The sequence below is a fragment of the Sporolactobacillus putidus genome (genome assembly GCF_014647035.1).
GTDB classification, from domain to species: Bacteria; Bacillota; Bacilli; order Bacillales; family Sporolactobacillaceae; genus Sporolactobacillus; species Sporolactobacillus putidus.
This window is the reverse complement of sequence record NZ_BMOK01000013.1, coordinates 36,006-58,987: the sequence shown is the minus strand read 5'-3', so window position 1 is coordinate 58,987 and position 22,982 is coordinate 36,006. Positions and strand designations below refer to the sequence as shown.

At 44.0% G+C, this 22,982-nt stretch carries 20 protein-coding genes; 12 read left to right on the top strand and 8 right to left on the bottom strand.

Features of this window, described 5'->3' with window-relative positions; genetic code table 11:
- Positions 1–37: 37 nt before the first annotated feature.
- The 3 genes from IEX81_RS13210 to IEX81_RS13200 all read right to left on the bottom strand — a co-directional run bounded on the left by IEX81_RS13210 (position 38) and on the right by IEX81_RS13200 (position 3,740).
- The gene (locus IEX81_RS13210) at positions 38–1,042 is read right to left on the bottom strand and encodes an LCP family protein (protein ID WP_188804095.1); all 1,005 of its coding nucleotides are present in this window, start codon (positions 1,040–1,042) and stop codon (positions 38–40) included.
- A gap of 18 nt (positions 1,043–1,060) precedes the next feature.
- Complete coding sequence (locus IEX81_RS13205; protein WP_188804093.1) at positions 1,061–1,759, bottom strand: DUF1232 domain-containing protein; 699 nt, start codon at positions 1,757–1,759, stop codon at positions 1,061–1,063.
- Between the two features lie 301 nt (positions 1,760–2,060).
- A complete protein-coding gene (locus tag IEX81_RS13200) occupies positions 2,061–3,740 on the bottom strand; it encodes an SWIM zinc finger family protein (protein ID WP_188804091.1) in 1,680 nt (559 codons plus the stop codon).
- A 463-nt stretch (positions 3,741–4,203) separates the two neighbouring features.
- On the opposite strand from IEX81_RS13200, the gene IEX81_RS13195 reads away from it, so the two are divergent.
- The 12 genes from IEX81_RS13195 to IEX81_RS13140 all read left to right on the top strand — a co-directional run bounded on the left by IEX81_RS13195 (position 4,204) and on the right by IEX81_RS13140 (position 18,797).
- The gene (locus IEX81_RS13195) at positions 4,204–4,515 is read left to right on the top strand and encodes a hypothetical protein (RefSeq protein WP_188804089.1); all 312 of its coding nucleotides are present in this window, start codon (positions 4,204–4,206) and stop codon (positions 4,513–4,515) included.
- A 441-nt stretch (positions 4,516–4,956) separates the two neighbouring features.
- A complete protein-coding gene (locus IEX81_RS13190) occupies positions 4,957–5,127 on the top strand; it encodes a hypothetical protein (protein ID WP_188804087.1) in 171 nt (56 codons plus the stop codon).
- A gap of 932 nt (positions 5,128–6,059) precedes the next feature.
- Complete coding sequence (locus IEX81_RS13185; protein WP_188804085.1) at positions 6,060–6,761, top strand: hypothetical protein; 702 nt, start codon at positions 6,060–6,062, stop codon at positions 6,759–6,761.
- Positions 6,762–6,832: 71 nt separating this feature from the next.
- Positions 6,833–7,141, top strand: a complete 309-nt coding sequence (locus IEX81_RS13180) for a low temperature requirement protein A (protein WP_188804083.1) — start codon at positions 6,833–6,835, stop codon at positions 7,139–7,141.
- A gap of 552 nt (positions 7,142–7,693) precedes the next feature.
- A complete protein-coding gene (locus IEX81_RS13175) occupies positions 7,694–9,445 on the top strand; it encodes a GGDEF domain-containing protein (protein WP_188804081.1) in 1,752 nt (583 codons plus the stop codon).
- 301 nt (positions 9,446–9,746) lie between these two features.
- Entirely contained in the window at positions 9,747–10,730 is a 984-nt protein-coding gene (locus IEX81_RS13170; RefSeq protein ID WP_188804079.1) for a LacI family DNA-binding transcriptional regulator, read from the top strand.
- Between the two features lie 253 nt (positions 10,731–10,983).
- Complete coding sequence (locus tag IEX81_RS13165) at positions 10,984–12,348, top strand: SLC45 family MFS transporter (RefSeq protein ID WP_188804077.1); 1,365 nt, start codon at positions 10,984–10,986, stop codon at positions 12,346–12,348.
- A 154-nt stretch (positions 12,349–12,502) separates the two neighbouring features.
- On the top strand, positions 12,503–14,773 hold the full coding sequence (locus IEX81_RS13160) for a glycoside hydrolase family 65 protein (protein ID WP_188804075.1): 2,271 nt from the start codon (positions 12,503–12,505) through the stop codon (positions 14,771–14,773).
- Positions 14,774–14,864: 91 nt separating this feature from the next.
- Positions 14,865–15,905 carry an aldose epimerase family protein gene (locus IEX81_RS13155; RefSeq protein ID WP_188804073.1) on the top strand — a complete coding sequence of 347 codons (1,041 nt, stop codon included), beginning with the start codon at positions 14,865–14,867 and terminating at the stop codon, positions 15,903–15,905.
- A 14-nt stretch (positions 15,906–15,919) separates the two neighbouring features.
- Positions 15,920–16,600 (top strand): beta-phosphoglucomutase, encoded by a 681-nt coding sequence (gene pgmB, locus IEX81_RS13150; protein WP_188804071.1) that lies wholly within the window; start codon positions 15,920–15,922, stop codon positions 16,598–16,600.
- Positions 16,601–17,108: 508 nt separating this feature from the next.
- Positions 17,109–17,615 carry an O-acetyl-ADP-ribose deacetylase gene (locus IEX81_RS13145; RefSeq protein WP_188804069.1) on the top strand — a complete coding sequence of 169 codons (507 nt, stop codon included), beginning with the start codon at positions 17,109–17,111 and terminating at the stop codon, positions 17,613–17,615.
- A gap of 273 nt (positions 17,616–17,888) precedes the next feature.
- Positions 17,889–18,797, top strand: a complete 909-nt coding sequence (locus tag IEX81_RS13140) for a carbon-nitrogen hydrolase family protein (protein ID WP_188804067.1) — start codon at positions 17,889–17,891, stop codon at positions 18,795–18,797.
- Between the two features lie 143 nt (positions 18,798–18,940).
- On the opposite strand, the gene IEX81_RS13135 is transcribed toward IEX81_RS13140, so the two are convergent.
- The 5 genes from IEX81_RS13135 to IEX81_RS13120 form a co-directional block, all read right to left on the bottom strand.
- A complete protein-coding gene (locus IEX81_RS13135) occupies positions 18,941–19,330 on the bottom strand; it encodes a GNAT family N-acetyltransferase (RefSeq protein ID WP_229727618.1) in 390 nt (129 codons plus the stop codon).
- Positions 19,331–19,350: 20 nt separating this feature from the next.
- Complete coding sequence (locus IEX81_RS16730; RefSeq protein WP_268239363.1) at positions 19,351–19,479, bottom strand: hypothetical protein; 129 nt, start codon at positions 19,477–19,479, stop codon at positions 19,351–19,353.
- A gap of 39 nt (positions 19,480–19,518) precedes the next feature.
- Positions 19,519–20,388, bottom strand: a complete 870-nt coding sequence (locus tag IEX81_RS13130; RefSeq protein ID WP_188804065.1) for a PhzF family phenazine biosynthesis protein — start codon at positions 20,386–20,388, stop codon at positions 19,519–19,521.
- A 375-nt stretch (positions 20,389–20,763) separates the two neighbouring features.
- Positions 20,764–21,339, bottom strand: coding sequence for a GNAT family N-acetyltransferase (locus IEX81_RS13125; protein ID WP_188804063.1), 576 nt, complete (start codon positions 21,337–21,339; stop codon positions 20,764–20,766).
- Positions 21,340–21,678: 339 nt separating this feature from the next.
- Complete coding sequence (locus IEX81_RS13120; RefSeq protein WP_229727617.1) at positions 21,679–22,884, bottom strand: MFS transporter; 1,206 nt, start codon at positions 22,882–22,884, stop codon at positions 21,679–21,681.
- Positions 22,885–22,982 lie beyond the last annotated feature (98 nt).

The following is a 22,982-nucleotide window of genomic DNA, read 5'->3' as shown; positions in this document are numbered from 1 at the left end:
TCCATTATCCTCCCTAGTGAGCGGTTCCTGGAAACCATCAGTTAAAGTATTTCTTCGTGAGACTCTGCAACTGGCTGGGGTTAAGGACAACCTCGTCATTGTTCGCCTGCAGCATATCATCGTACATGACTTCATCCGTTCCCTGGATTTGATGGTAATGGATTTGCTGCTGCGGATGCAGATCGCTCACGGCACTCAGTCCGGCACTCACCATGTCGTCCTGAGTCATATTGGTCGTAATCAGGTATTTCGAGAGCGAACCGAACAAGGCCGGCAGCTTCGTCACATTGGCAGGCTGACCGACTTTTTGGGCAATGCCGACCAGTGCGGCTTCTTGGAGCTGCTGGCGGCCGTAATCAGTCCCGGGAAGAGAATATCGCTCATGAACGATCTCGTTAACTATTTTTCCGTCAAGTGCATGTGTTCCGGCCGTAAATGTCTTGTTCTGGTCTTCAGCATACCATGGATGGGTCAGGGTTACATTAAACGGCAGGGTCATATTAATCCCGCCGATCGCGTTAACCATGTCCTGAAAACCCCAGTTATTGGTTTCCGCAAAGTAGTTGATCGGCACACCTGTAAGCTGTGAGATGGCCCCTACCGCGTTAGTCGTTCCCTGTTTGAGCCCGTGGTTCAGCTGCTCCATGTAGTTGACGCTCGTCAGTTTTGTGTAGCCGACTCCCGGCATATAGACGCGGGTATCGCGCGGAATACTCAAAATGTCGTAATTATGGGTATTCAAATTCACATGAACGAGAAGCATGGAGTCGCTGTGACCGGCAGGATCTCCCGGCCGCGCATCCGAACCGATAAGCAGCAGATTGAATGTTCCGGTTCGCTGTTTAAATTTGTCCGAAGACTGACCAATCGCTTTTAAATGATTGAAGTGATTCTGCGGTTGGAGTTTATAATAAGCATAGGCTCCATATCCGACTCCTCCGATGATAAGAATAGCGAGTGTCAGCAAAACATAGCGTAAAACCCTGTGACTTTTTTTAGCCTTTTTATGTGAAAGCCTGGATTCTTCATTAAGCTGAACCATTTTCTGCTCCTTCTGATCTCAAAAATGTATTTTTCTAGTAAAATTATCTGTTCTCTTAAATTTTGTCTCACTTTTTTTTAGCAAGTATAAGGCAATTTGCACAGCGATCGCGTCATCCAGATACCCAATCGGAAAAATGTAATCCGGAATCACATCCACTGGCAAAATAAAATAGATCAGCGCGCCTCCCATGATCGCGAGTTGATAGGGTGTACCCTTTCCCGAACGGAATCTCTCAAACATATCTTTCAAATGGCTGATAAAAGGGCCAATACTGCCCACCTTTTGGAGCTTTTTCTCAAAACCCGTCAGAATGGTTTTTCTTCCCTCTTCAGTTTTTGAAAACTGCTCATAATCAGCCAGCTGATGTTTCACGTCTTCAATTGTGAACTTTTTATTTAATAGATTAGAGGATTCGAGGATATTTTGAATGGTGTCAATCGACGAATAAATGTCACGATCTGAATCCGGATTTCCCTGTTCCCGCTCGGTGAGGTATCCTGCAGCCACAAATAAATCCGCAACAGGCACTTCAAGGCATTCAGCAAATTTTCGCAAGTGCTCCGGAGTTGCCCTTCGCTTACCGTGAATGATCCTTGAGATGGTGGCGTTATCGATCCCGGTGAGCTCGCTAAGTTTTTTCATCGATAATGACCGCTGTCTTGACAATTGCTTCAACAGCAAACCCATATCACTGTTTCTTCCCGTTTCAGACATCCTTTGCTTCCTTTCTATGATTTACTGTTCACCACTATCCCCGTTTATGAATCTAAGTTTTTTATTTGCTGCCTGTCACCTACAAAAATTATATTATCTTAATTTGACATTTTGTCAAACAGTATTTTCTTTTTGTCAACGCAAGCGGAGTTGTAAATGATGGAGAAAAAATGAAAATCCGATTTAACCTGTCACAGTAGAAATCGGATTTTGTTACTGTCTAATCGCTTACTCGTCTAAGGCGTATAATCGTACATGTTCCAGATTTATTTGAGGTGATGAAATGAAGAAGACATTACGTTTATCTGACTTTGTTCAGTTCATCGATAAAAGCTGGCCTGCGAGCGTATTGCTGCTTCAATTTTTGGATTAAGGCATCTGCTGCCCGTTTTCCGCACGCCTTCTTGAACGTTTTGATTTTATAGCAGACCTGCCGGTACTGGCTACGGTTGCTGCTGCCCGCAGCTCCATTTTCGATGGTTGCTGTAAAAATTCGTTTGACTTCATCCGGATAGATTTTCGAAAGATGCGGATGCAAATTTTCAATCTCATATGGATGGTTCTTGCAATAACTCAGCAGCTTTTCGTACCTTTTCTCATGAATCAGAATCTTGACATAGGCCGCAGGCAGATACGAGCCCTGTTCGAAGTGAGCGATAATTTCTTCTGAGACCCTGTTCCATTCATCCGGTGCGTACATACCGGCGAGCGGTTCGTAGTAGCTGTAGTCGCCTGTGTACAAAAAGCGGAGCATCAGCTGTTTTTCACCGTCCGTATTTCCAAGATGCGTGTATGCCTGCAGCCGGTATTTCATCCATCTCTCGACATATCCCGGACTGCCTTTCCTGTCCGACTCTTCGCCGTCCTCACAGAGCCTCAGCACTTCCTTCCAGTCGTCACGGCCAGCTGCCAGCTTAATCGCCCGCTCCCTGAAAGAGGCCAACCGGATATGTTCATATAAAAATTGATGTGCGGCTTCTTTCTCTTCAAGAGATTCCAGCAATTCCAGCCTGAGATAGAGCAGCCTCTCCCTCTCATAATGCAGACTCCATGAATCCTCTTGGGGCACCGCAATCAGACGGTCAACCGCTTCTTCCCATTTCTCTCTCAGACTGTCGATACGGCACAATGGGATCAGGGCGTCAAGCATTTGATTCCGCCAGTCGGACCAGCCGTCATACCGCTCATTCTGCAGCTCTTTCATTATTTTATTAAACATAGCCCTTTTCGCGGACTGGCTGCTGTTTTTGGCAGAGGAAACGGCTTCAGCCAGCATATTCAGGCTTTGATCAATGACCTCTCCCGGCCCGCCATCCGAGTCATCGCAGTACTGCAGCATGTCCACCACTTCCGGGAGTACGACCAGGCACAATGAAGCGGCAAGTTCGCTTCTTCCATTATCCAGCTCGTTCCGGGCCTGCTCAAGAACCATATTGGCGCCCTCAAGCGCCTGATCTGCCCTGTTCCATTCAATAAAACCGTCCCTTCCTTCAGCCCGCCGGATGGAGCCGGCAACGAGTTTGCGACTTTTCTTGAGAAGTGATTCCTCAGGGGCATGTTGAAAGAGCAGTTTATCCTTGATTTCTTTATTTTCATCAGCCAGGCCGATAATAATCGAAAGCAGCTCATCTTTTGACAGATGGCTTAATTCCTCATACAGATCAGGCTCGGTCTTCTTTTTACGTTTGCGCGGCTCAGGTTTTCTCTGATTATCCGACCTGTCTCTGAGTGCGTAAAAAGCCGCTGCCTGATGCTTGCAGTACGGACCCCAGTCGTACGGACAGTCGCAGGACGTTCCAACGATTTCGGTGTCTTGATCCAGTTCAACCTCCACCGAATAATCCGAACTCCCGGAAACCGAGATTTCGTAATGATCCGGCTCCCTTTCCTCTATCCGCTCCACATCTCCCGAATTGTAATAATCCAAACCGCGCGCAAGAATAATCGGGTCCATTTCATTCTCAAAGTTTTTTAAATTCAAATCGAGCACTCCCTATGTCGATGCGTATGATGCAAAATCAAATTCAACTTAAAGACTTACCCATGATTTCCGGATTTCTTTTATTATACTGCTGTCAGCCGGATTCCCTGAAGTGCATGAACATTCAAAACTCCTATGGCTGAAAAGAGAAAACCTTGGACTCATTAAAATGGACACCAGCCGATATCGCAACCACGGAACGGCTTTCAGACAAAATCAGTAAGGATTCGACCCATTTTTATTTTCCCAGAAAATGTGTATAATGAAGTCAGAAAATACGTAAAATCAAAACCGTCCGATCTGACTGCAATCAGATCAGACGGTTCGATCAGGCAATATCCGCATTGAGCGGAATCAGTGCAGAAATTGAATCATTGAAGAATGACCCGTCTCAGCACTTGGGTGAGGATATGAGACGGATCATTTTTTATTTCTAGACAAGCGAAGGGAGCGATGAAACGTCATGCGCCGACAATCATTACTTAAGCTGAACTTATTCAGTTGTCTGTACGGTTTTCTTCTGTTTGTACTGACGTTTATGATCTTCCAGCCCTATCGAGCAGCTTCTCTGCTGCACATACCGATCGGATCGGTTTCCAAAGGATTTTTCTGGATAGCTATTTTATCTGCGGTGATTTATATGGGCTTTATGTCCCGTTTGGCCACCCAAAGACCGCATGACTGGAAATCGGCATTGGCCGTTTCCCTGTATGCGGTGCTCTGGTTTCCCTATTGGTTGCTGTTTGTACTCATCACTTTTCTTACGCTTCGCTGATGCCAGATCGGATCGGCGGTTAAAGAACAATCTCCGGCAAAAATTTACCGGTATTGATGACAGATTTGTATAATAAAACTAACTCCTGCGAAGACCGATATATTCTCAGAACGGCCGATGTATTCCCAGGACGGCTGATATTTTTCCGCGAATACCGACTTATTCCCAGGACGGCCAATATTTATCCGCGAAGGCTGTTATTTTAAGCCGATTTCTGAACCCGTACACCCGGCTAATCATTCGATTTTATCTTAGATGATTTATTCCTTACTGACTTGAACAAACTCCACGAGCGGAGGAAATGACGTGAAAACGAATGAACCATCAGAAAATATTACAATCCCATCCAGTGAATTAGAGGAACTCAGGAAAAGCTTTGAGAAGAATTAGCCTGAATCCCTGTTGAATCATATTCATATGTCTCCAGGCAGCAGACAATTAGTGGAAAATGACAGTTTTGCCCTGCTGATTGCAATCGTTGCCGATCAGTCGGTAAAAATGGAGGTTGCTTGGAATCTGCCTTATGAACTTGGCAAGAGAATCGGGATGGAGCATCTTAATCCGGAATGGATTTCAAGGAATATTGATAAAGTCAAAAATGCGATTGCTTAAAAACCGGCGCTTCACCGTTTCCCTCAAAAGATTGCCGATTATATTTTTTCACTGTCGGCGATTATAGAAAACAAGTATGCTTCTGCAACTGACATGTTGAGAAGTTCTATGGATTATCATGCCTTTGTCTCGACTGTCAAAGAAGTTTCAGGAATCAGCGACAAAAAAGTAAACTTTCTATTTCTGATATTATCAATGGATTTTCATTATTCATTTAAAAATACGGAGGAAAGCTCGGTGCTTTTCGATACACATATGGAGAAATGGCTGTCTCAGTATTTCAATAGACCCGTATCAAAAAAAGAAACGAGCGAAATCTGCAGCATTGTTTCTCCCGAAAATCCGGCATTATTCTGTCCGTACATCTGGAATTCAGAGCGTCAAATGAAAAAGTAAGGGGGCATGTCCTTCACTTAACGGATTGTACCGCATGCGCGTGTCAAATCTCAATTGGATGGGACAAACCGTTGGAAAAGGGGCGGAGTTTTCTTCATTCGGCGACAATAGAACCCGTTTAACTGTCATTTCAATAGTCGGAAGCCGATTTTTCACTAAATGATGAAGAAGCGGGCGGATCTGGCTGGTTCCCAATCTGCACGCAGGAGCAAAAAGCCTGAAATCGTCAGTAAAGTGCAGGGAATCGTTAGTAAACGTTTGAGAATCAACAGTAAACGGCCTGAAATCAATAAGTGTGAATAATCAGAATTGAGTCAAGGCTTTTCACCGATACCGACTGCTCAATGTGGGCGGCAGCGGGACGATGATCTTGTGTTGTTGACTTGTTAACGAAATCTCAGGACGCAGTTCGCCGGCTTGACTGAATCACTACTTTTGACCCTTCTGCAGCAAAAGTTCTGCTTAGCAGACCTCCGAGATTTTAGCACTACCGCTGAGTACACTGTTTTTCCTCTGTGATGAAGCAAAAAGATTATTTGAGTATCCCTTTAACTCATTCAGAGCGGAATATATCGCCCCTCACGAAGATATATCGACGCTCAGCGAATTATATCGCCCTTCGCGAAGATATATCGACGCTCAACAGATTATATCGCCCTTCACAAAAATATATCGACGCTCAGCGGATTATATCGCTCTTCACAAAAATATATCGACGCTCAGCAGATTATATCGCTCTTCACAAAAATATATCGACGCTCAACAGATTATATCGCTCTTCACAAAAATATATCGACGCTCAACAGATTATATCGCCGTTCACAAAAATATATCGACGCTCAGCAGATTATATCGCTCTTCACAAAAATATATCGACGCGCGGCAGATTATATCGCTCTTCACAAAAATATATCGACGCTCAGCAGATTATATCGCTCTTCACAAAAATATATCGACGCTCAACAGATTATATCGCTCTTCACAAAAATATATCGACGCTCAACAGATTATATCGCCGTTCACAAAAATATATCGACGCTCAGCAGATTATATCGCTCTTCACAAAAATATATCGACGCGCGGCAGATTATATCGCCCTTCACAAAAATATATCGACGCTCAGCAGATTATATCGCTCTTCACAAAAATATATCGACGCTCAGCAGATTATATCGCTCTTCGCAAAGATATATCGACGCGCGGCAGATTATATCGCCCTTTACGAAAATAGACAATGATGGATTATGAACTAGCGGAATTATCAGTAAATATTAATTCAGATGGGAACTGTTTCAGGTGACTCACCGATATGGAGGGTGAAGACGTTGCAGAAAAAATCATCGGTAAAAAAGAAGTCAGTATGCTGGAATTATTTTATGATCTCATATTTGCTTATGCGATCAGCCGTATAACCGAAGTGCTGCATCTGGTCAGCAACCATACCATTCCTCTGATCAATCTGGCCGAGTATTTGATGATGGTGCTTGTTTTTTGGTCGATATGGACCTATCAGACGGTTTATGCCAATCGTTTTCTGGAAGAGAACCTGAGCAACTCCGTTTTTTTAATCTTTGATATGTTTTGGGTTGTTGTTCTGTCAATCAATGAAAACTTTTAATCTACTCATTTCGCCTTTGCCGGATCAACATCTGTCCTGCTTTTAAGTATTGTAGGTATTCATTTAATAACCGCACTGCTGGAACTGTTTATCCTGAAGGAACTGGATACAACTTTCTTTGTCATCGTCTTTGATATAGGATCAGCCTTATTCATCTACTCAATGTTGGGCATATTGATCGCTTATCCAAAGAAAAATGCTCATATTACAGGTGCTGAAATCACCGTTAGTGTACTTAACATGGATTATTTTCAGCGTGCTCTTTAAAAACAGTACTTGCCATTTTTGTGCGGATTCATGCTCACCTTGGTCACATTAGCGGTATACTGGTGGCATATCATTCTGCAATCCGAACATAAAGTAAAACGTGAAGTTACAAGGGAATGAGTTATATTCTTCTTAGATGTCATTTTCCCGCATCTACCCTATCATTCCTCTCAACCGAAGTATCCCTGCAATTTACACAAAATTAATATCTTTTGTATTAGTAAATCTTGCTTACTAAGGTATAATTTACTTAGAAATATAGGGAAAGCCTGGGAATAATGAACTATGGAGCAGAAAATTGTCAGAGAATTGGATAAAATCATCAGTGGAAAACATATCAAAACGGTTTTCCAGCCGATTGTTTCTTTGCGTAACGGGGAGATCCACGGCTACGAGGCACTGAGCCGCGTGATTTGCCAAACGGATTTGGCGAATCCCGAAGATTTGTTTCACGCGGCGTTAACATATAATCGTTTGCGGGAACTGGATCAGTTATGCCGAACAACAACCCTGGAGACTATCAGCGGAAAACTGACTTTTGATAAAAAACTATTTCTTAACGTCAATTCGCTCATTATCAATCATGATCAGTTCCAACTTGGATTTACAAGTCGTTTTTTAAAACAATACAGCCTTAAGCCCGAGCAGATCGTTCTTGAAATTACGGAGCGCAACTCCATTGCGGATATTGATAAATTCAGAAAAACAATCGCCCATTTTAAAGCGGAGAATTTCCACATCGCGATCGATGATGCGGGGGCGATGTATTCGGGATTAAATTTGATAAACACCATTCACCCGCATTACATTAAAATGGACAGGCGCCTGATCCATAACATTGATCTGGGCAGGCTGAATTTTGCTTTGATCAAAGGCATGACTGAATTCTGCCGCATGTCGAATATTCGTCTGATCGCCGAGGGAATTGAAACACAGTCAGAACTGATGATTCTGATTGATCTGGGTGTACCTTATGCTCAGGGGTACTTTCTTCAGAAACCGGATGAACAGATCAAGGATATTGATGCCGCTATTAAAAGGATGATCACTGATTGCCATAAAAGAAAAAACAACGTTTTTGGAACGCCAAGCGCGAACAGCCACATTTCAAATATCTGCACACCGACTGAAGTTGTCTCGAAAGATACGAAAGTCGAGGATATTTTTAATAAATTAAAGGCAAATCCGGATGCCTTTGGATTTTGTGTCGTAGAAAACGAGCGTATCATCGGCATGATCACTAAATCACATCTGACTTTGCAGCTAAGCGGACGATTCGGGTTCAGCCTGTATCAGAACCAGCCGGTATCGCTGCTCATGGACACCGATTTTATTGCGGTCGATTACCAGATGCCGATTAATGAAGTATCCAGGATGGCCATGTCACGGCCTCAGGAAAAGCTTTACGATTTCATCGTCGTAACTAAAAATGATAATTATCTCGGAACGGTGACCATCAAGGACCTGCTGCAGAAGACAACGGAGATAGAAGTCGTCAAGGCAAAATATGAAAATCCGCTGACCGGTCTTCCTGGAAATCTCGTGATTGAACAAAAAATAAGAATGTGTCTTTCTGAAAAAAAGACTTTTGGCATTCTTTACCTCGATATTAATCACTTTAAGGAATACAATGATATCTACGGTTTTGAAAACGGGGATTGTGTAATTAAGCTTCTTGCCGATATCCTTGTACTCCATCTCCCTCCCGGCCAGTTTGTCGGGCATGTGGGAGGTGACGATTTCGTGGTCATTCTCGATGACAAGGATCTGAAAAGCTATTGCAGCCATGTCAGCTCAGAATTTAGTCGAAAAGTCCTGCACTATTACAACCCAACCGACAGAGCGAACGGGTATATTGTCGCCGAAAACCGCTGGGGTGTTATTGAAAAATTTTCACTGGTTACTGCTTCTGTAGCCGGAATCCGCGCGAAAAGCCAGGATTTTACCAGTGTGTTGGATCTAACAGAAAAGCTGGCCAAACTGAAAAAGAAAAGCAAAAAGCTGAAGGATGACAACTATTTGCTGATTCAGTCTTAACGCGCTAAAATGACTGGTCAAGTCCGGATCCGACGTGATTTGTATTTTAACAAGGAAACAGAAGTTTTTCCGGATAACGGGAGCGCTATTTCTTTCTCCTTCAATTTCATTTCCTGTGAAGCCCAGTTTTTTTAGCTGGGCACTCTTCATTAAAATCCCTTTTGAAACAGTAGTTCCTGCACGGCCGCCGTTTGTCGGAAGCCGTTTATAAAACATTCATTGAAAATTTTTATGCAACTGTTGCATAAAATCCTGCCGGTGAATGATATAATAAGAGCTATGATTTCGAGGAGGAGCATTGATGGTAACCATTCGAGATGTGGCAAAATGTGCCGGTGTGTCCGCGTCGACGGCATCGCGTGCCATGCGGAACAGTTCGCTGATCAGCCTTGCCACCCGGGAAAAAGTGCAGCTCATTGCAGCAAAAATGAACTATGTCCCAAACTTCACTGCTCATAATTTAGCAACTAACGCCAATAATACGGTTGGTATTGTTTTCCCGGTGGATAAGGGCGATCTGTATCAAAACCCATTTTATACCGAATTAATTGAGGGAATTAATCAAGAATTAAACCCGAGGCATATCTTTATCACGGTTGTGATGGGCAGTACGGTTAAAGAGCTGAAGAACAACATCCAAGTAATGATTGAAAACAGCAAGATTCAGCAGTTCATTTTGCTGTATTCTGTAGAAAATGATCCGATTTTGAAATACTTGCAGCAACGAAAAGTGAAGTATGCCATGATTGGCAAGCCCTATGCGAGTCCCAATAGCATCCCCTATGTGGACAACGATAATATCAATGCCGGACTGGATGCAACGGAATATTTGATAAGCAAGGGGCATCGTCATTTAGGGTATGCATTTACCAGCAGATGCCAGCTGGTACAAACAGACCGGCTGCGCGGATTTCATGAAGCCATCCGCCGCAGTGCGCTTGACGGGTACGATTTGGAGTTAAGCAGTAAAAGTTTTGACGCAAAGATCAAGGAATTTCTGCAGTGCCGCCCGGATGTATCCGCCATCCTAGCGAGTGATGATATTTTAGCCTTTCAAGTGCAAAAAGCGGTGCAGCGGATCGCCCCCGAAAGGCAAATTGAGCTGATGGGGTTTAACGATTCTTTATTTGCTAAATTTGCCGAACCGAAAATCAGCACCGTGCAAATTTATCCGAAACGACTTGGTAACGCAGCCGCACAGTTGATTATTCGGCAACTCGAGCAGGATTCAAATGAACCTTTCGAAAAAATGATTGTACCCTATAAAATCATCGAACGAAACTAATAAAATTTAACCAGCGGATTTGTCCCGCTAATCGTGCAGTTATTTCGCCTAAACCACGAATCGGCTGCTTTTTTGTTTGCTTTTTGATACAATCGACTGTCTCCTTGTAAATAAATCTTCAATTTTTTTGCTTGCAACCGGTTGCATTATTTTGTAAGCCGTTACATAATAGATTATGCAAGTAAAGAACATTATCCTTTTCAAGGTATTTTTGTTCTATTTTGTCACATTATGATGAGGAGGAGAAAAAACTATGTATCAAGAACAATCCGCTAAGGCCGATGTAAAAAACACCGGACAACTATTACCAAGTCTCCCGGTCAGTACGATTTGGATGATTAGTTTTGGTTTTTTAGGTGTGCAAATGGCATTCTCATTGCAAAGTTCAAACATGGGACGTATCTTCCAGACAATTGGCGCAGATCCTACTAAACTCGGTTTCTTCTTTATCTTGCCTCCGCTGGCAGGCTTAGTTGTTCAACCCTTAGTTGGTTATTTTTCCGACCGCACGTGGGTACCAAAACTTGGCCGCCGTATCCCTTATCTGCTCATCGGAGCCGTTGTTGCCGTCATGGTCATGTGCCTGTTGCCTAATTCCGGCAGTTTTGGTTTTGGTTTTGGATCAATGACAGCGTTGACATTTGGAGCCGTCACGATTCTTTTTATGGATCTATCGTCGAACGTTGCTATGCAACCGTTTAAAATGATGGTTGGCGATATGGTTAACGAGGAACAAAAAGGCTTTGCCTACTCAATTCAAAGCTTTCTCTCTAACAGCGGTGCTGTTCTGGCCTGCATTTTCCCCTTCGTTTTAACCGTGCTGGGCACGTCAAATACTGCACCAAAAGGGATTGTACCGCAATCAGTTGTTGTTTCATTTTATGCTGGGGCAGTTATTTTAATTGTCTGCAGTTTAATTACGGTATTAAAGGTTAAGGAATATTCACCTTCTGAGTATGCATTTTATCATGGGATTACTGATGAAAACGTTCACAGAGAGAGCAACATTTTCAAGCTGCTTGTCCATGCACCAAAAGTTTTCTGGACAGTCACCGTCGTGCAGCTCTTTTGCTGGATGGGCTTCCAGTATTTATGGGCTTACGGCGCAGGTGCCGTTGCTAAGAATGTTTGGCAGACAGTCGATCCAACCAGCGCAGCTTATCAAGACGCCGGGAACTGGTTTGGTATTTTATCAGCTGTGTATTCATTTGCAGCCGTTTTGTGGTCACTTGCCTTGTCGCGCATGCCAAACGATAAGCGGAAGCCAGCTTATGCCTTCAGCCTATTGCTAGGCGGTATCGGCTTTGGCTCAGTATTCTTCATTCATAATCAATGGGCATTGATCGTTTCATTTATCTTGATCGGTATAGCCTGGGCAGCTATGATGACATTCCCATTCACGATCCTGACCAATGCTTTGTCGAGCGAGAATATGGGAACGTATCTCGGACTGTTCAATGGAAGCATTTGTTTACCGCAAATTATTGCATCCTGCGCAAGCTTTGCCTTATTTCCAGCGTTCGGATCATCGATGCCGACAATGATTTTACTTTCAGGTGTCTTGCTCATTATCGGCGCATTCTCTGTTTCAATCGTCAAAGAAACCTATGCAGAATAAGTTAATCAGCAATATTAAATGAGAACTGGTCTGTTATATTTACGGCAATGTCAGTTGAAACCGTTTTAAATTCCGTTTGACGGTGCAACCGGTTGCATTTAATATAAGGGCATATAAGAACATTCAAAACGGACATATGAGGAGGAATCGCACTATGCAACGGATCTTTGATATTGATTCCTGGGAAGTCGTTACCCATAAACTGGATAAAGAAAACAAACGCCTTCAGGAAAGCATGACCAGCATTGGCAACGGCTACATGGGCATGCGGGGGTTTTTTGAAGAAAATTATAGCGGCGACACACTGCAAGGTATTTACATCGGCGGCGTCTGGTTTCCTGACAAGACACGTGTCGGGTGGTGGAAGAACGGCTATCCAAAGTACTTCGGTAAAGTGATCAACGCTGTTAACTTTATTAAGACAAACGTATTTATAAACGATAAGCCCATTGATCTGGCCACTGATTCGATCGGCGATTTTACATTAAGGCTGGACATGAAACGTTCCATCCTATCTCGTGAATTTATGCTCGAAAAAGACGACGCCAAATTAAAAGTATCCATTGATCGCTTTGTCAGCGCCGCACAAAAGGAATTATTTGTAGATGCTTATCAATTTGAAAATGCGGGATCAACAAGCTTTAAATTGACCGTTAACACCCAAATTGATGCCGATGTTAAAAATGAAGATGCAAATTACGGTGAACGTTTCTGGGAAATACTGGATAAATCACAAAGTGAAAACAGAGGCGAAATTGTTGCGATAACCAAAGCAAATAATTTCGGCACTCCTCGATTTATCGTTGGTGATGAAATGGTCAACAAAACCGATTTGATGCCTGAAAAGACGAATCAATTAGAATCGGCCGTTCAAAACCAGTTCAGTAAGGAACTTGCACCGGCTGGCACAGCTTACTTCGAAAAGCGTGTTGTTGTCGTTACTTCACGCGATTACGAGGATCAGCCCAGCTTAATTCAAGCCATGCACGAATTAGCGGCTAAAATTGCCGAAGAAAAGTTATCTGATCTGCAATCTGCTCACTCACAAGTCTGGGCGCAACGCTGGGAAAAATCCGATGTTGAGATTGACGGCGACGATGCTGCGCAACAAGGAATCCGCTTCAACCTGTACCAATTATTCTCCACTTACTATGGTGAAGATGATCGTTTGAATATCGGTCCTAAAGGCTTTACCGGTGAAAAGTACGGCGGTGCCACCTATTGGGATACCGAGGCATTCGCCATTCCGATGTACTTAGGGGTTACCGATTCTTCAGTTACCCGTAATTTGTTAATGTACCGTTACAAACAGCTTGATGGTGCTTATGTCAATGCTAAGGAACAAGGCTTAAAGGGTGCTTTGTATCCGATGGTGACTTTCAATGGAATTGAATGTCACAACGAATGGGAAATCACCTTTGAAGAAATTCACCGGAACGGCGATATTGCATTTGCGATTTACAACTACACCCGTTATACCGGTGATAAATCCTATGTATTGAACGAAGGCAGCAAGGTCCTAACCGAAATTTCCCGCTTCTGGGCAGATCGGATACACTATTCGCAACGCAAAGGTCAGTACATGATTCACGGTGTTACCGGACCTGACGAATATGAAAACAATGTCAATAACAACTGGTACACAAACTATCTCGCAAAATGGACATTAAAATACACGCTTGAAATTTTGGATGATGTTTCACCTGAACAGGCGGCTGAACTAAACGTTTCTAATGAAGAAAAGCAGCATTGGCAAGATATCATCAACAAAATGTATCTGCCGGAGGACGATGAACTTGGCATCTTTGTTCAGGACGATGACTTCCTGGATAAAGAATTGAAGCCGGTCAGCGAGCTTCCCGCTGATCAATTACCCATTAACCAGCATTGGTCTTGGGATAAGATTTTGCGATCGGCATTTATCAAGCAAGGGGATATCCTTCAAGGCATCTGGGACTTTATCGATGACTTCACACCTGAGCAAAAGAAAGCTAACTTTGATTTCTATGAACCCTTAACTGTTCATGAATCAAGTTTGTCGGCTTCCATTCATTCGATTTTAGCCGCCGACTTGCATTACGAAGATAAGGCCGTTGAAATGTATGAACGGACATCCCGGCTGGATCTGGATAACTACAATAACGATACTGCCGACGGACTGCACATTACATCAATGACAGGCAGCTGGTTAGCGATCGTGCAAGGCTTCGCAGGTATGCGCGTCCGCCATGATCAATTACACTTTTCCCCATTTTTACCTAAGAAATGGAGCGGATACCGATTCCGGCTCAACTTCCGCGGACGGGTTGTTCAGGTCTCTGTTGGCAGTGATGGAACACACTTGACATTAGTTTCCGGCAAACCGCTCACTATTGATGTTAAAGGACAAAATGTTCAACTGGGGCCGGAAACAGTGACGGCTTAATCCATCAGAATACTGGATGACGACAGGTATTCTGATGGATTCATTCCGAAATTATACCTGAAGGATAGAGAATGGTTAAGGAGGCGGCATCGTGAAAATTTCCAAAGCTGTGATTGGTTCAATTGCCGATGAGCCAATTATGCAATATACATTGGAAAACGATCACCAAGTGCAGGTCGTCTGTATGTCCTATGCAGCAACCTGGCAGGGATTTATGGTCCCGGATCAAGATGATAAATTGCACAATATGATTTTACAATTCGATGACGTCAACTCTTATCTGACGAATCCATTTCATGTCGGTCACACCATTGGCCGCGTGGGCGGCCGGATTAAGAACGGGTGCTTCACCATTAACAACGTTAAGTACCATGTTTCAGCAAACGAAGGGCCGAATTTGATTCACGGCGGTGACCATGGCTTTTCCAGCTGGAACTGGCAAGCCGCGACGGAAAGCTCCCATGATGCTGTGAAGGTTACATTCAGTCGAAAGATTACAACTCAAGACGATGGTTTTCCGGGAGATATTGAGGCAAAAATCTCTTACATTCTGGACAATCAGGACAAAGTCACGATTCAATTTTACGGTCAAAGCAATGCGGACACACTTTTCAATCCAATGACGCATGTATACTTCAATTTAAGCAATGACCAAGAAACCATCATGAACCATGAACTGCAAATTAATAGCCGTCAACACGTCGAAACCGACGGTCAAAAACTGCCGACCGGTCGTTTACTTGAGAACCATGAAACAGCATTTGATTTTTCCAAGCCTGTAACATTGCAGTCTGCCCTGGCGCAATTGCAGCGAGAATCAGGTAAAACACAATTTGACGATGCTTTTAAATTGGCCGACCGGGAGCAGCCGGCTGTTGTGATACGGGATCGCTCAGATCACCGGCAAATCAGCGTTTATTCCGACCGAAATGGTGTCGTGATGTTCACGGCAAATCCTGATGTGATTGGAAAATCAAAGGAATGGGAAGCAAGCCATCCGTATAATGGCGTGGCGATTGAAGCACAGACACTTCCGGATGCCATCCATCATCCAGGCTTTGGGGACATCGTTTTAAGTGCGAATCAAGCTGAAGTTTATACCGTACAGTATCACTATGAAGAAATTAGATGAGGAGGGAAAATAGATTGGCAAACTTTAAAGATATTAAAGGATTTATTTTCGATTTGGACGGCGTGATTACGTTAACCTCCAAGTATCACGGTCAGGCCTGGCACCAACTTGCCGATGAGCTCGGTGTGACATGGACAAAAGCACTCGCGGATGGTCTTAAAGGGATCAGCCGTATGGACTCACTGGAAATGATTTTGAAGGCGGGCAATAAAGAAAACGATTATACCGAAGAAGAAAAGATCCGGTTCGCCGCTAAAAAAAATGACAACTATTTAACACTGATCGGAAAAATGACCGATGAAGATATATTACCTGGAATCCCGGCGTTCTTAAAAGACTTGGCTGCCCACAATTATAAAATTTGTTTGGCATCCGCTTCAAAGAATTCGCCGATCATCCTTGAGAAGCTGGATCTGGTAAAATATTTTCCAATAGTTGTCGACCCGTCGAAGCTGAAGAAGGGCAAGCCGGATCCGGAAATATATGTTCGTGGGGCTGAACTGCTGCACTTGAAGCCCGAAGAATGCATTGGGATTGAAGATGCCGCTGCCGGGATTCAAGCCATTAATGGCGCCGGCGAAACATCCATCGGAATTGGTGATGCCACTGAATTAAGCGCCGCTGATATTCGCTTTGCCCGTACGACAGACATGACGCTGGTTAACATTGAAGCCGCAATGAAGATTAACGCATAAATAGCCGATTTAAAAATGTTTCCGATCGACGGAGGGGATTGGAAACATTTAGGTTGGGGCAAAAACGAACACAGCCGCGATTATTATCGGCGTTGTTTTCGCTACCGGATATGTACTCAAAAATTGCTTAGTGCATAACGAAAACTGTTTGCGAGGTAAACACGGATTTTGCGGGTAAATTTGAAGAGAGTGAGTTAAAGTAACCATTGAATGTAAGATGGAGAAACTTTCTTTGCAACTTTGACAAAGTTTCACTTCATGACATAGAACGAATTTTGATCATTTTTGGCTGAACTTTTTCTGGATTAAGTTGAACTTTTTCTCATTTCGGCTGATCTTCTGAATTTCGGTTCTGTTTTTTTGCTTTTGGGCAGACAGTCAAGATTCAGTTCCTTCTTGGCTCAATCTTCCTCAACCATGCCGCAACTGGATAAAATCAATCTTAGTTTCTAAACGTCAATCGAGACTGTGCTTTAATAGATTTAATCATGTACAGGAGGCCTGATCCTTGAAATCATTCACTATCATTCTTGGAGATATTACAACTGTCAAAGCGGATGCCATTGTCAATGCCGCAAACACATCTCTGCTCGGCGGAGGCGGTGTAGACGGCGCAATTCACAGAGCCGCCGGGCCGCAACTCCTTGAAGAGTGCAGGGCATTGCACGGGTGCGCAACCGGCGAAGCGAAAATCACTAAGGGCTATCGTCTGCCCGCTAAATTCGTGATCCATACCCCCGGCCCGGTCTGGCAGGGCGGCAGCCGCCATGAAGCCGATTTGCTGAGGAACAGTTATCTGAACAGCCTGAAACTGGCCGACGCCCACGGATGCCGAAAGGTCGCGTTTCCCTCCATTAGCACGGGCGTTTATCACTTTCCATTGAACCAGGCGGCTGCCATTGCCGTTCAGACCATCCGGGATTTTCTTGCCCGCTCAGAACATGTTGCACACGTGCAGATGGTTTGCTTTGATGAAGAAACCAGGAAAGCCTATGAAAAGGCCGATAAAGGCTGACTCAAGTTTCTCTGTGACGGAACGGCTCTTTTTGATTATTATAAAAGCGATATTCACTAGCGCACAGTCCCATACTCCGCCATTCTGTTATTCGCACAAACACGGTTGCATTCCTCACAAGCTGTGACAACACTAACTTTTCTATCAATAGATCCGCTTCAGCCATAGAACGGATTATTTTTTATGGAAAATTATCTTACAAATAGACTGACGTTTCGAAATATAGTGATATTATAAACATATATAAAATCTACCAAGGAAAGAAGGGGTAAAATGTTCAAAGACGTTATGAACTTGTCGGTTGTCACGTTTAACGCTGTTTGGGGAGATAAGGAAAAGAATCTGAATCGCATTAAGGGGTACATTGAAAGCGCCGCGAAACGGGGCAGCGATTTTATTGTTTTTCCTGAAATGGCTCTGACAGGTTATGATGACGAGACTGAAAAACCTCTCGAAGAAAAAATGCAGTTTAAGCTTTCCGAGACGATACCAGGTGAATCGACTTATGAAATCGCCGATCTGACAAAAAAGTACGGCATCTATGCAGTTTTCGGCATGCCTGAAAAAGATACTGCGGATCCATCAAAACTTTATAATGCGCTGGCCGTTTTTTCACCGGACGGATTGGTCGGTTCTTACCGGAAAATGCATCTCCCGGCACCGGAACCCAATTGGGCGACCCGGGGGGATAAACCGTTTATATTGGATACGCCATGGGGTCCCGTCGGATGCGCCATCTGTTATGATTCCTATTGTTTTCCTGAGCTGATGCGTTATTATGCCGCTAAAGGCTGCCGGCTCTATATCAATAGCACGGCGCTCGCCAAATGCCACGGCAAGGGCCTGGGCACGACAACACTTGAAGCCGGAGTTATCCGTGAAGGCATTTATATCGCGTCTGCCAATCTGGGCGGCATGGATCTCTATAATGATTTCTGGGGAGGCAGCAGCATCATCGGGCCGAGCCGAAAAACATGGGAACCGTATTACTTTGCGGGGCATAAATTTACGGATGATGTCGCCAGCGAGTCGGAGATGTTCACTGCGACCATTGACTTGTCCCTTGCTTCCCGGTTCCTGTTTAAATACAACGCATCAGTTGAGGGTACCGACTGGAGACCGGAAAAATACATTGAAATGTTCGAAGACACGTTAAAGGATTCGGCGCTTATAAAAAAGTGAAATCGAGATAGCTGCCCTTTCAGACTCTGACGGCAGGCAAACAAAACCAGCAGCAAAAGGACAGCTGCGTGTGAGTATGAAAATGATTGACTAAGAGATTCGCTTCAGCCATACAGCAATGGCATACGGAGCGGATTTTTTCTTTATATGGGCGGATTGCTTGGATCGATAGGCAGACCCATCTGCAAGGAATCGTAAAACACACCGTCAATAAGAAAATCTCTTCTGATCGTGCCCTCTTCTTCAAAACCGAATGATTTATAAAGACGGATTGCCCGCGCGTTGTCTGTACGGACGCGCAGATTTATTTTTCTGATGACGTCATTTTTATGTGCCCAATTGATAAGTTCCGCCACCAGCGCTTTGCCGATCCCTTCACCCCAATAGTCTTTCAGCACACTGATGCCGAATTCACCGGTATGGGCCGTTCTGGATTTGGAACCGCCGGAAAAGTCCAGATTGCCAACGATTTGCCCCCCGGATTCAGCGATCAGAAACAATGCATTTTCTCTGCTCAGGACGCTCTCAATCAATGACTCTTCCTTTGCAATGGTCAGATGGAGCTATCTGCCGAACCGAATGTCAAAAAATCAGATTCTGCGGCAATCTTGTTTAGATACGTGATTAATGGCTCCGCATCCGATTTTTCCGCTTCTCTGATCATAATTTTTCCTTCTTCCATCGTTGATCAGACCTTTCTGCTATTTGATGTGCCTAAAAATCAAATCATCACGATTCGCTCGTTTAAATTGGAAGCCGTTCCTCCGACTTCTATGCGGGTAACCCTACCCTGTTTGTGTGTTAATTTGGAAAGGATTAATGAAGGGCGGTTCATACTGTACCCTTGTTCAAAAATCAACGGACGCACAGGCTCTTCTGAAATTCTTCCATATTTGTATAAATAGCATGTTAATGCCCCTGTGGAAGTGCCCGTAGCACTTTCTTCAGGAATATCATACAAAGGCGCAAAGTTTCTGCAGCAGGCGGTCACACCGGTTTTTGGATCAGGCGTGAACAAGTGATAGCCAACGACGTGATATTTTCTGCTCACTTCAGTAATCTGAGAAAAATCAGGTTTAATCTTGTTCAGAATGTCCACGCTTTTTATTGGAACAAGTATATCTTTAAGTCCTGTTGACACAATCTCTATGGGCAGGCTGTTGTCCAATTCCAAAACAGATACATTTAAAGAATCCGCGATCTCTTCTCTGTCCGGCTGTTCATAAAATGTGGGAAGCGATTGAGAAAGATAAACCCGGTGATCCCCGTCAACAGTTACCTCCAGCAAACCTGCGCGGGTTTCCAAACTGTACGTGCCGACACGCACTCTTTTTTTCAATAACATTAAAGAGAAAGTAGCAATGGTCGCGTGACCGCATAAATCAACTTCATGGTTAGGAGTAAAATAGCTCAATTTGAAGTTGGCTATGTCCGACTGCTGAACGAAGGCTGTTTCTGAGAATCCAATCTGGCGGGCAATCTTCTGCTTATCCTCGAGGTTAAGAACATCAGCATCTAAAACGACTCCGGCAGGGTTGCCCCCATTCACGTTTTTAGAAAAAGCGTTTAGAGTATACACGTGAACATCCAAATGAATGACCTCTATTCTTTTTTATCATCAGATCCATGCACAATTTTAATGTGGATTACGTGCTAAGCAACAGTTTAAATCCGTTCGTTATTTTCCTTTGCATGAATGGCTTGTAACATTCCAAAAGTAACACCAAGAGATATACACCATCAGAAATGATACGTCCTAATCCTATAAGCTGTTCGTGATCGTCAACGCTCAGAGTATACCCGCTGCGAATTGCATGACAAAGTTGTTCTTACTGTATGTTTGATCATCATTCCAGCCCGTTGTTTAATATGAAAAAAGTCCATTGACGATGGCACTTTATCAAGGAATCTTTTCAAATTAATCTCCCTATTTTGTTACGCAGCTTCTGAATGTTTCGCATCACCATCAAGATTGAAATTTATTTTTTAGATAATCATCTTTTAAAATACCATAATAAACTCTATCGTCATACTCATTTTCATCTTTGTAAAAAAAAGATTGTCTCAAGGTTCCTTCATAGTTCATCATTGATTTTTGCAACACTTTACCCGAGGACATATTTCTTCCTCTATGAAAAGCCTGCAATCGATTGAGTCCCGTTTTTTCAAATGTAAATTTTATTAAAGCGGATAAAGCTTCGGATGCATATCCCTTTCTTTGATAAGACCTGCCGATACAATATTCGACATCTGCATAGTTATGATTCAAGTCAATGTCGCAAAAAGCAATCTGACCAATATTTTCATTATTTTCTCTCAAGATTATGGCCCATCTATAATACTCATCATTACAATACGCTGCAATCCAATGATTAAGTAATTCAGTAACTGAATCAATGTTTTCATATACCGGTTCGCCATAATTTAATTGAACTTCTTCATCATTAATCCAGTTTTTCAGCATATCATTGGCGTCATTCAAAGTAAATCTTCTGAGTAAAAGCCTATCCGTTTCTATTGTTTGTGTCCCAATATTTATCAAAGCTGCCACCTCGCAAAAAATCACATTTTCGTCTTGTCATTTGCTATAAAAATAAGCGATAAACCCTTTCATCAATTTATCGATTAGATGGGTTTCTATTTTGCCCGGTTTTTGTTGCCAGAGAAGATAATTTCTCATGAGATCCTATTATCACAGTGTACATCGCGTTTTTGAATTTATTAATTCATATGATGTTACGTCAAATCACCGCCTTTGGCACTGTTCCGTTTGCTCTTCTGATGTAAATAAAAAGCACCTCAGAAGGTGCATAAATCAGCAGCATTCACTTTTTTCTATTCGATATTTCCCGGGTATTAATCCTTTAGTTTTGCGCTTCATCTATTTTCCATTGCTGAGCAGGCTGCGTTCACTTGGCAGGAACAGTGTGAGAATGGCCGCAATCAGCGGAAGTATTGCGAACAGATTGAAGATGGCGTACACACCGTATATATCGGACAGCCAGCCGATGGCCGTCGCACCGATGCCGCCGGCGCCGATGCCGAAGCCGACCATCAGGCCGGAAACGAGGCCGATGTTTTTCGGAAACATCATTTGTCCGTAGACAACCGTGACGGCAAATGAAGACAGCACAAACAGCCCGAAAACAAACAGGACAATGATTGAGAAAATGCCACGAACGTGCGGCAGCAGCCAGGCGAATGGAATGGTGACGGCCATCGAGACAAACAGCAGCCATTTTCGGCTGACGATGTCGGAGAGGCGGCCGCCTAGAAAGGTCCCCACTGCTCCCGCGGCGAGAAACAGGAACGTCAGCAGATCTCCGTATTTCAGCGCAATGCCCTGGTGCAGATAGAGAAAGGGCAGGAATCCGGCAACACCGATCTGCGTCCACGAACGCAGGATAACCACGGCGGTCAGCAGGCAAAGGCCGGCCGGATGATTCCGTCCTCTGATGTTAGCCTGGCGTGCTTTGTTTCGCACCAGGCTTTGCCGGTACCAGGGCAGTATCGAAAGCACGATCACAAATCCTAAGACTGTTGCCAGGGTAAACCAGCCAAGGCCCCTCAGGCCGGTCGCAATCAGAAAAAGCGGCAAAAGCAGCGGCCCGACCGCCTGGCCGAAGTTTCCCCCGACCTGGAAGATCGCCTGCGCCGTTCCCCTCGCGCTGCCGGCCGCCATGTAGGTGCCGCGCATTGCTTCTGGGTGGAAAATACCGGAGCCGATTCCGGACAAACCGACCAATAGAAGCAAGATCCAGTAAGCGGACGCGAACCCCGAAGCCGTCAGTCCGAAACCGGTCAGACAAATACCGATCGGCAAGAACCACGATTTTGGTTTTTTATCGGTTAGAATTCCGAACAGTGGTTGTGAAACCGAGGATGTGATCATGGAGACAAACAAAATCACCCCGGCCTGCAAATAGTTCAGATGAAAAGCCTGCTTATAAAGCGGCAGGAGCGCCGGAACGATGCCGGTTGTCATTAAATCATTCAGAAAATGGGTCAGGCTGAGGCCGACCAATTCTTTTTTCGCCGCCAGACGCCTTTTCGTCTTACCCTTGACCGTTGGTAACGCCATACTCATAATTTCAAAGCCCCCCGGTTTGAAGCCGCATTCTTTTACAGATGGGTTGAATACTTCTATACTATCAGAAGAATCCGGAAAACTCATGGACGATTCTG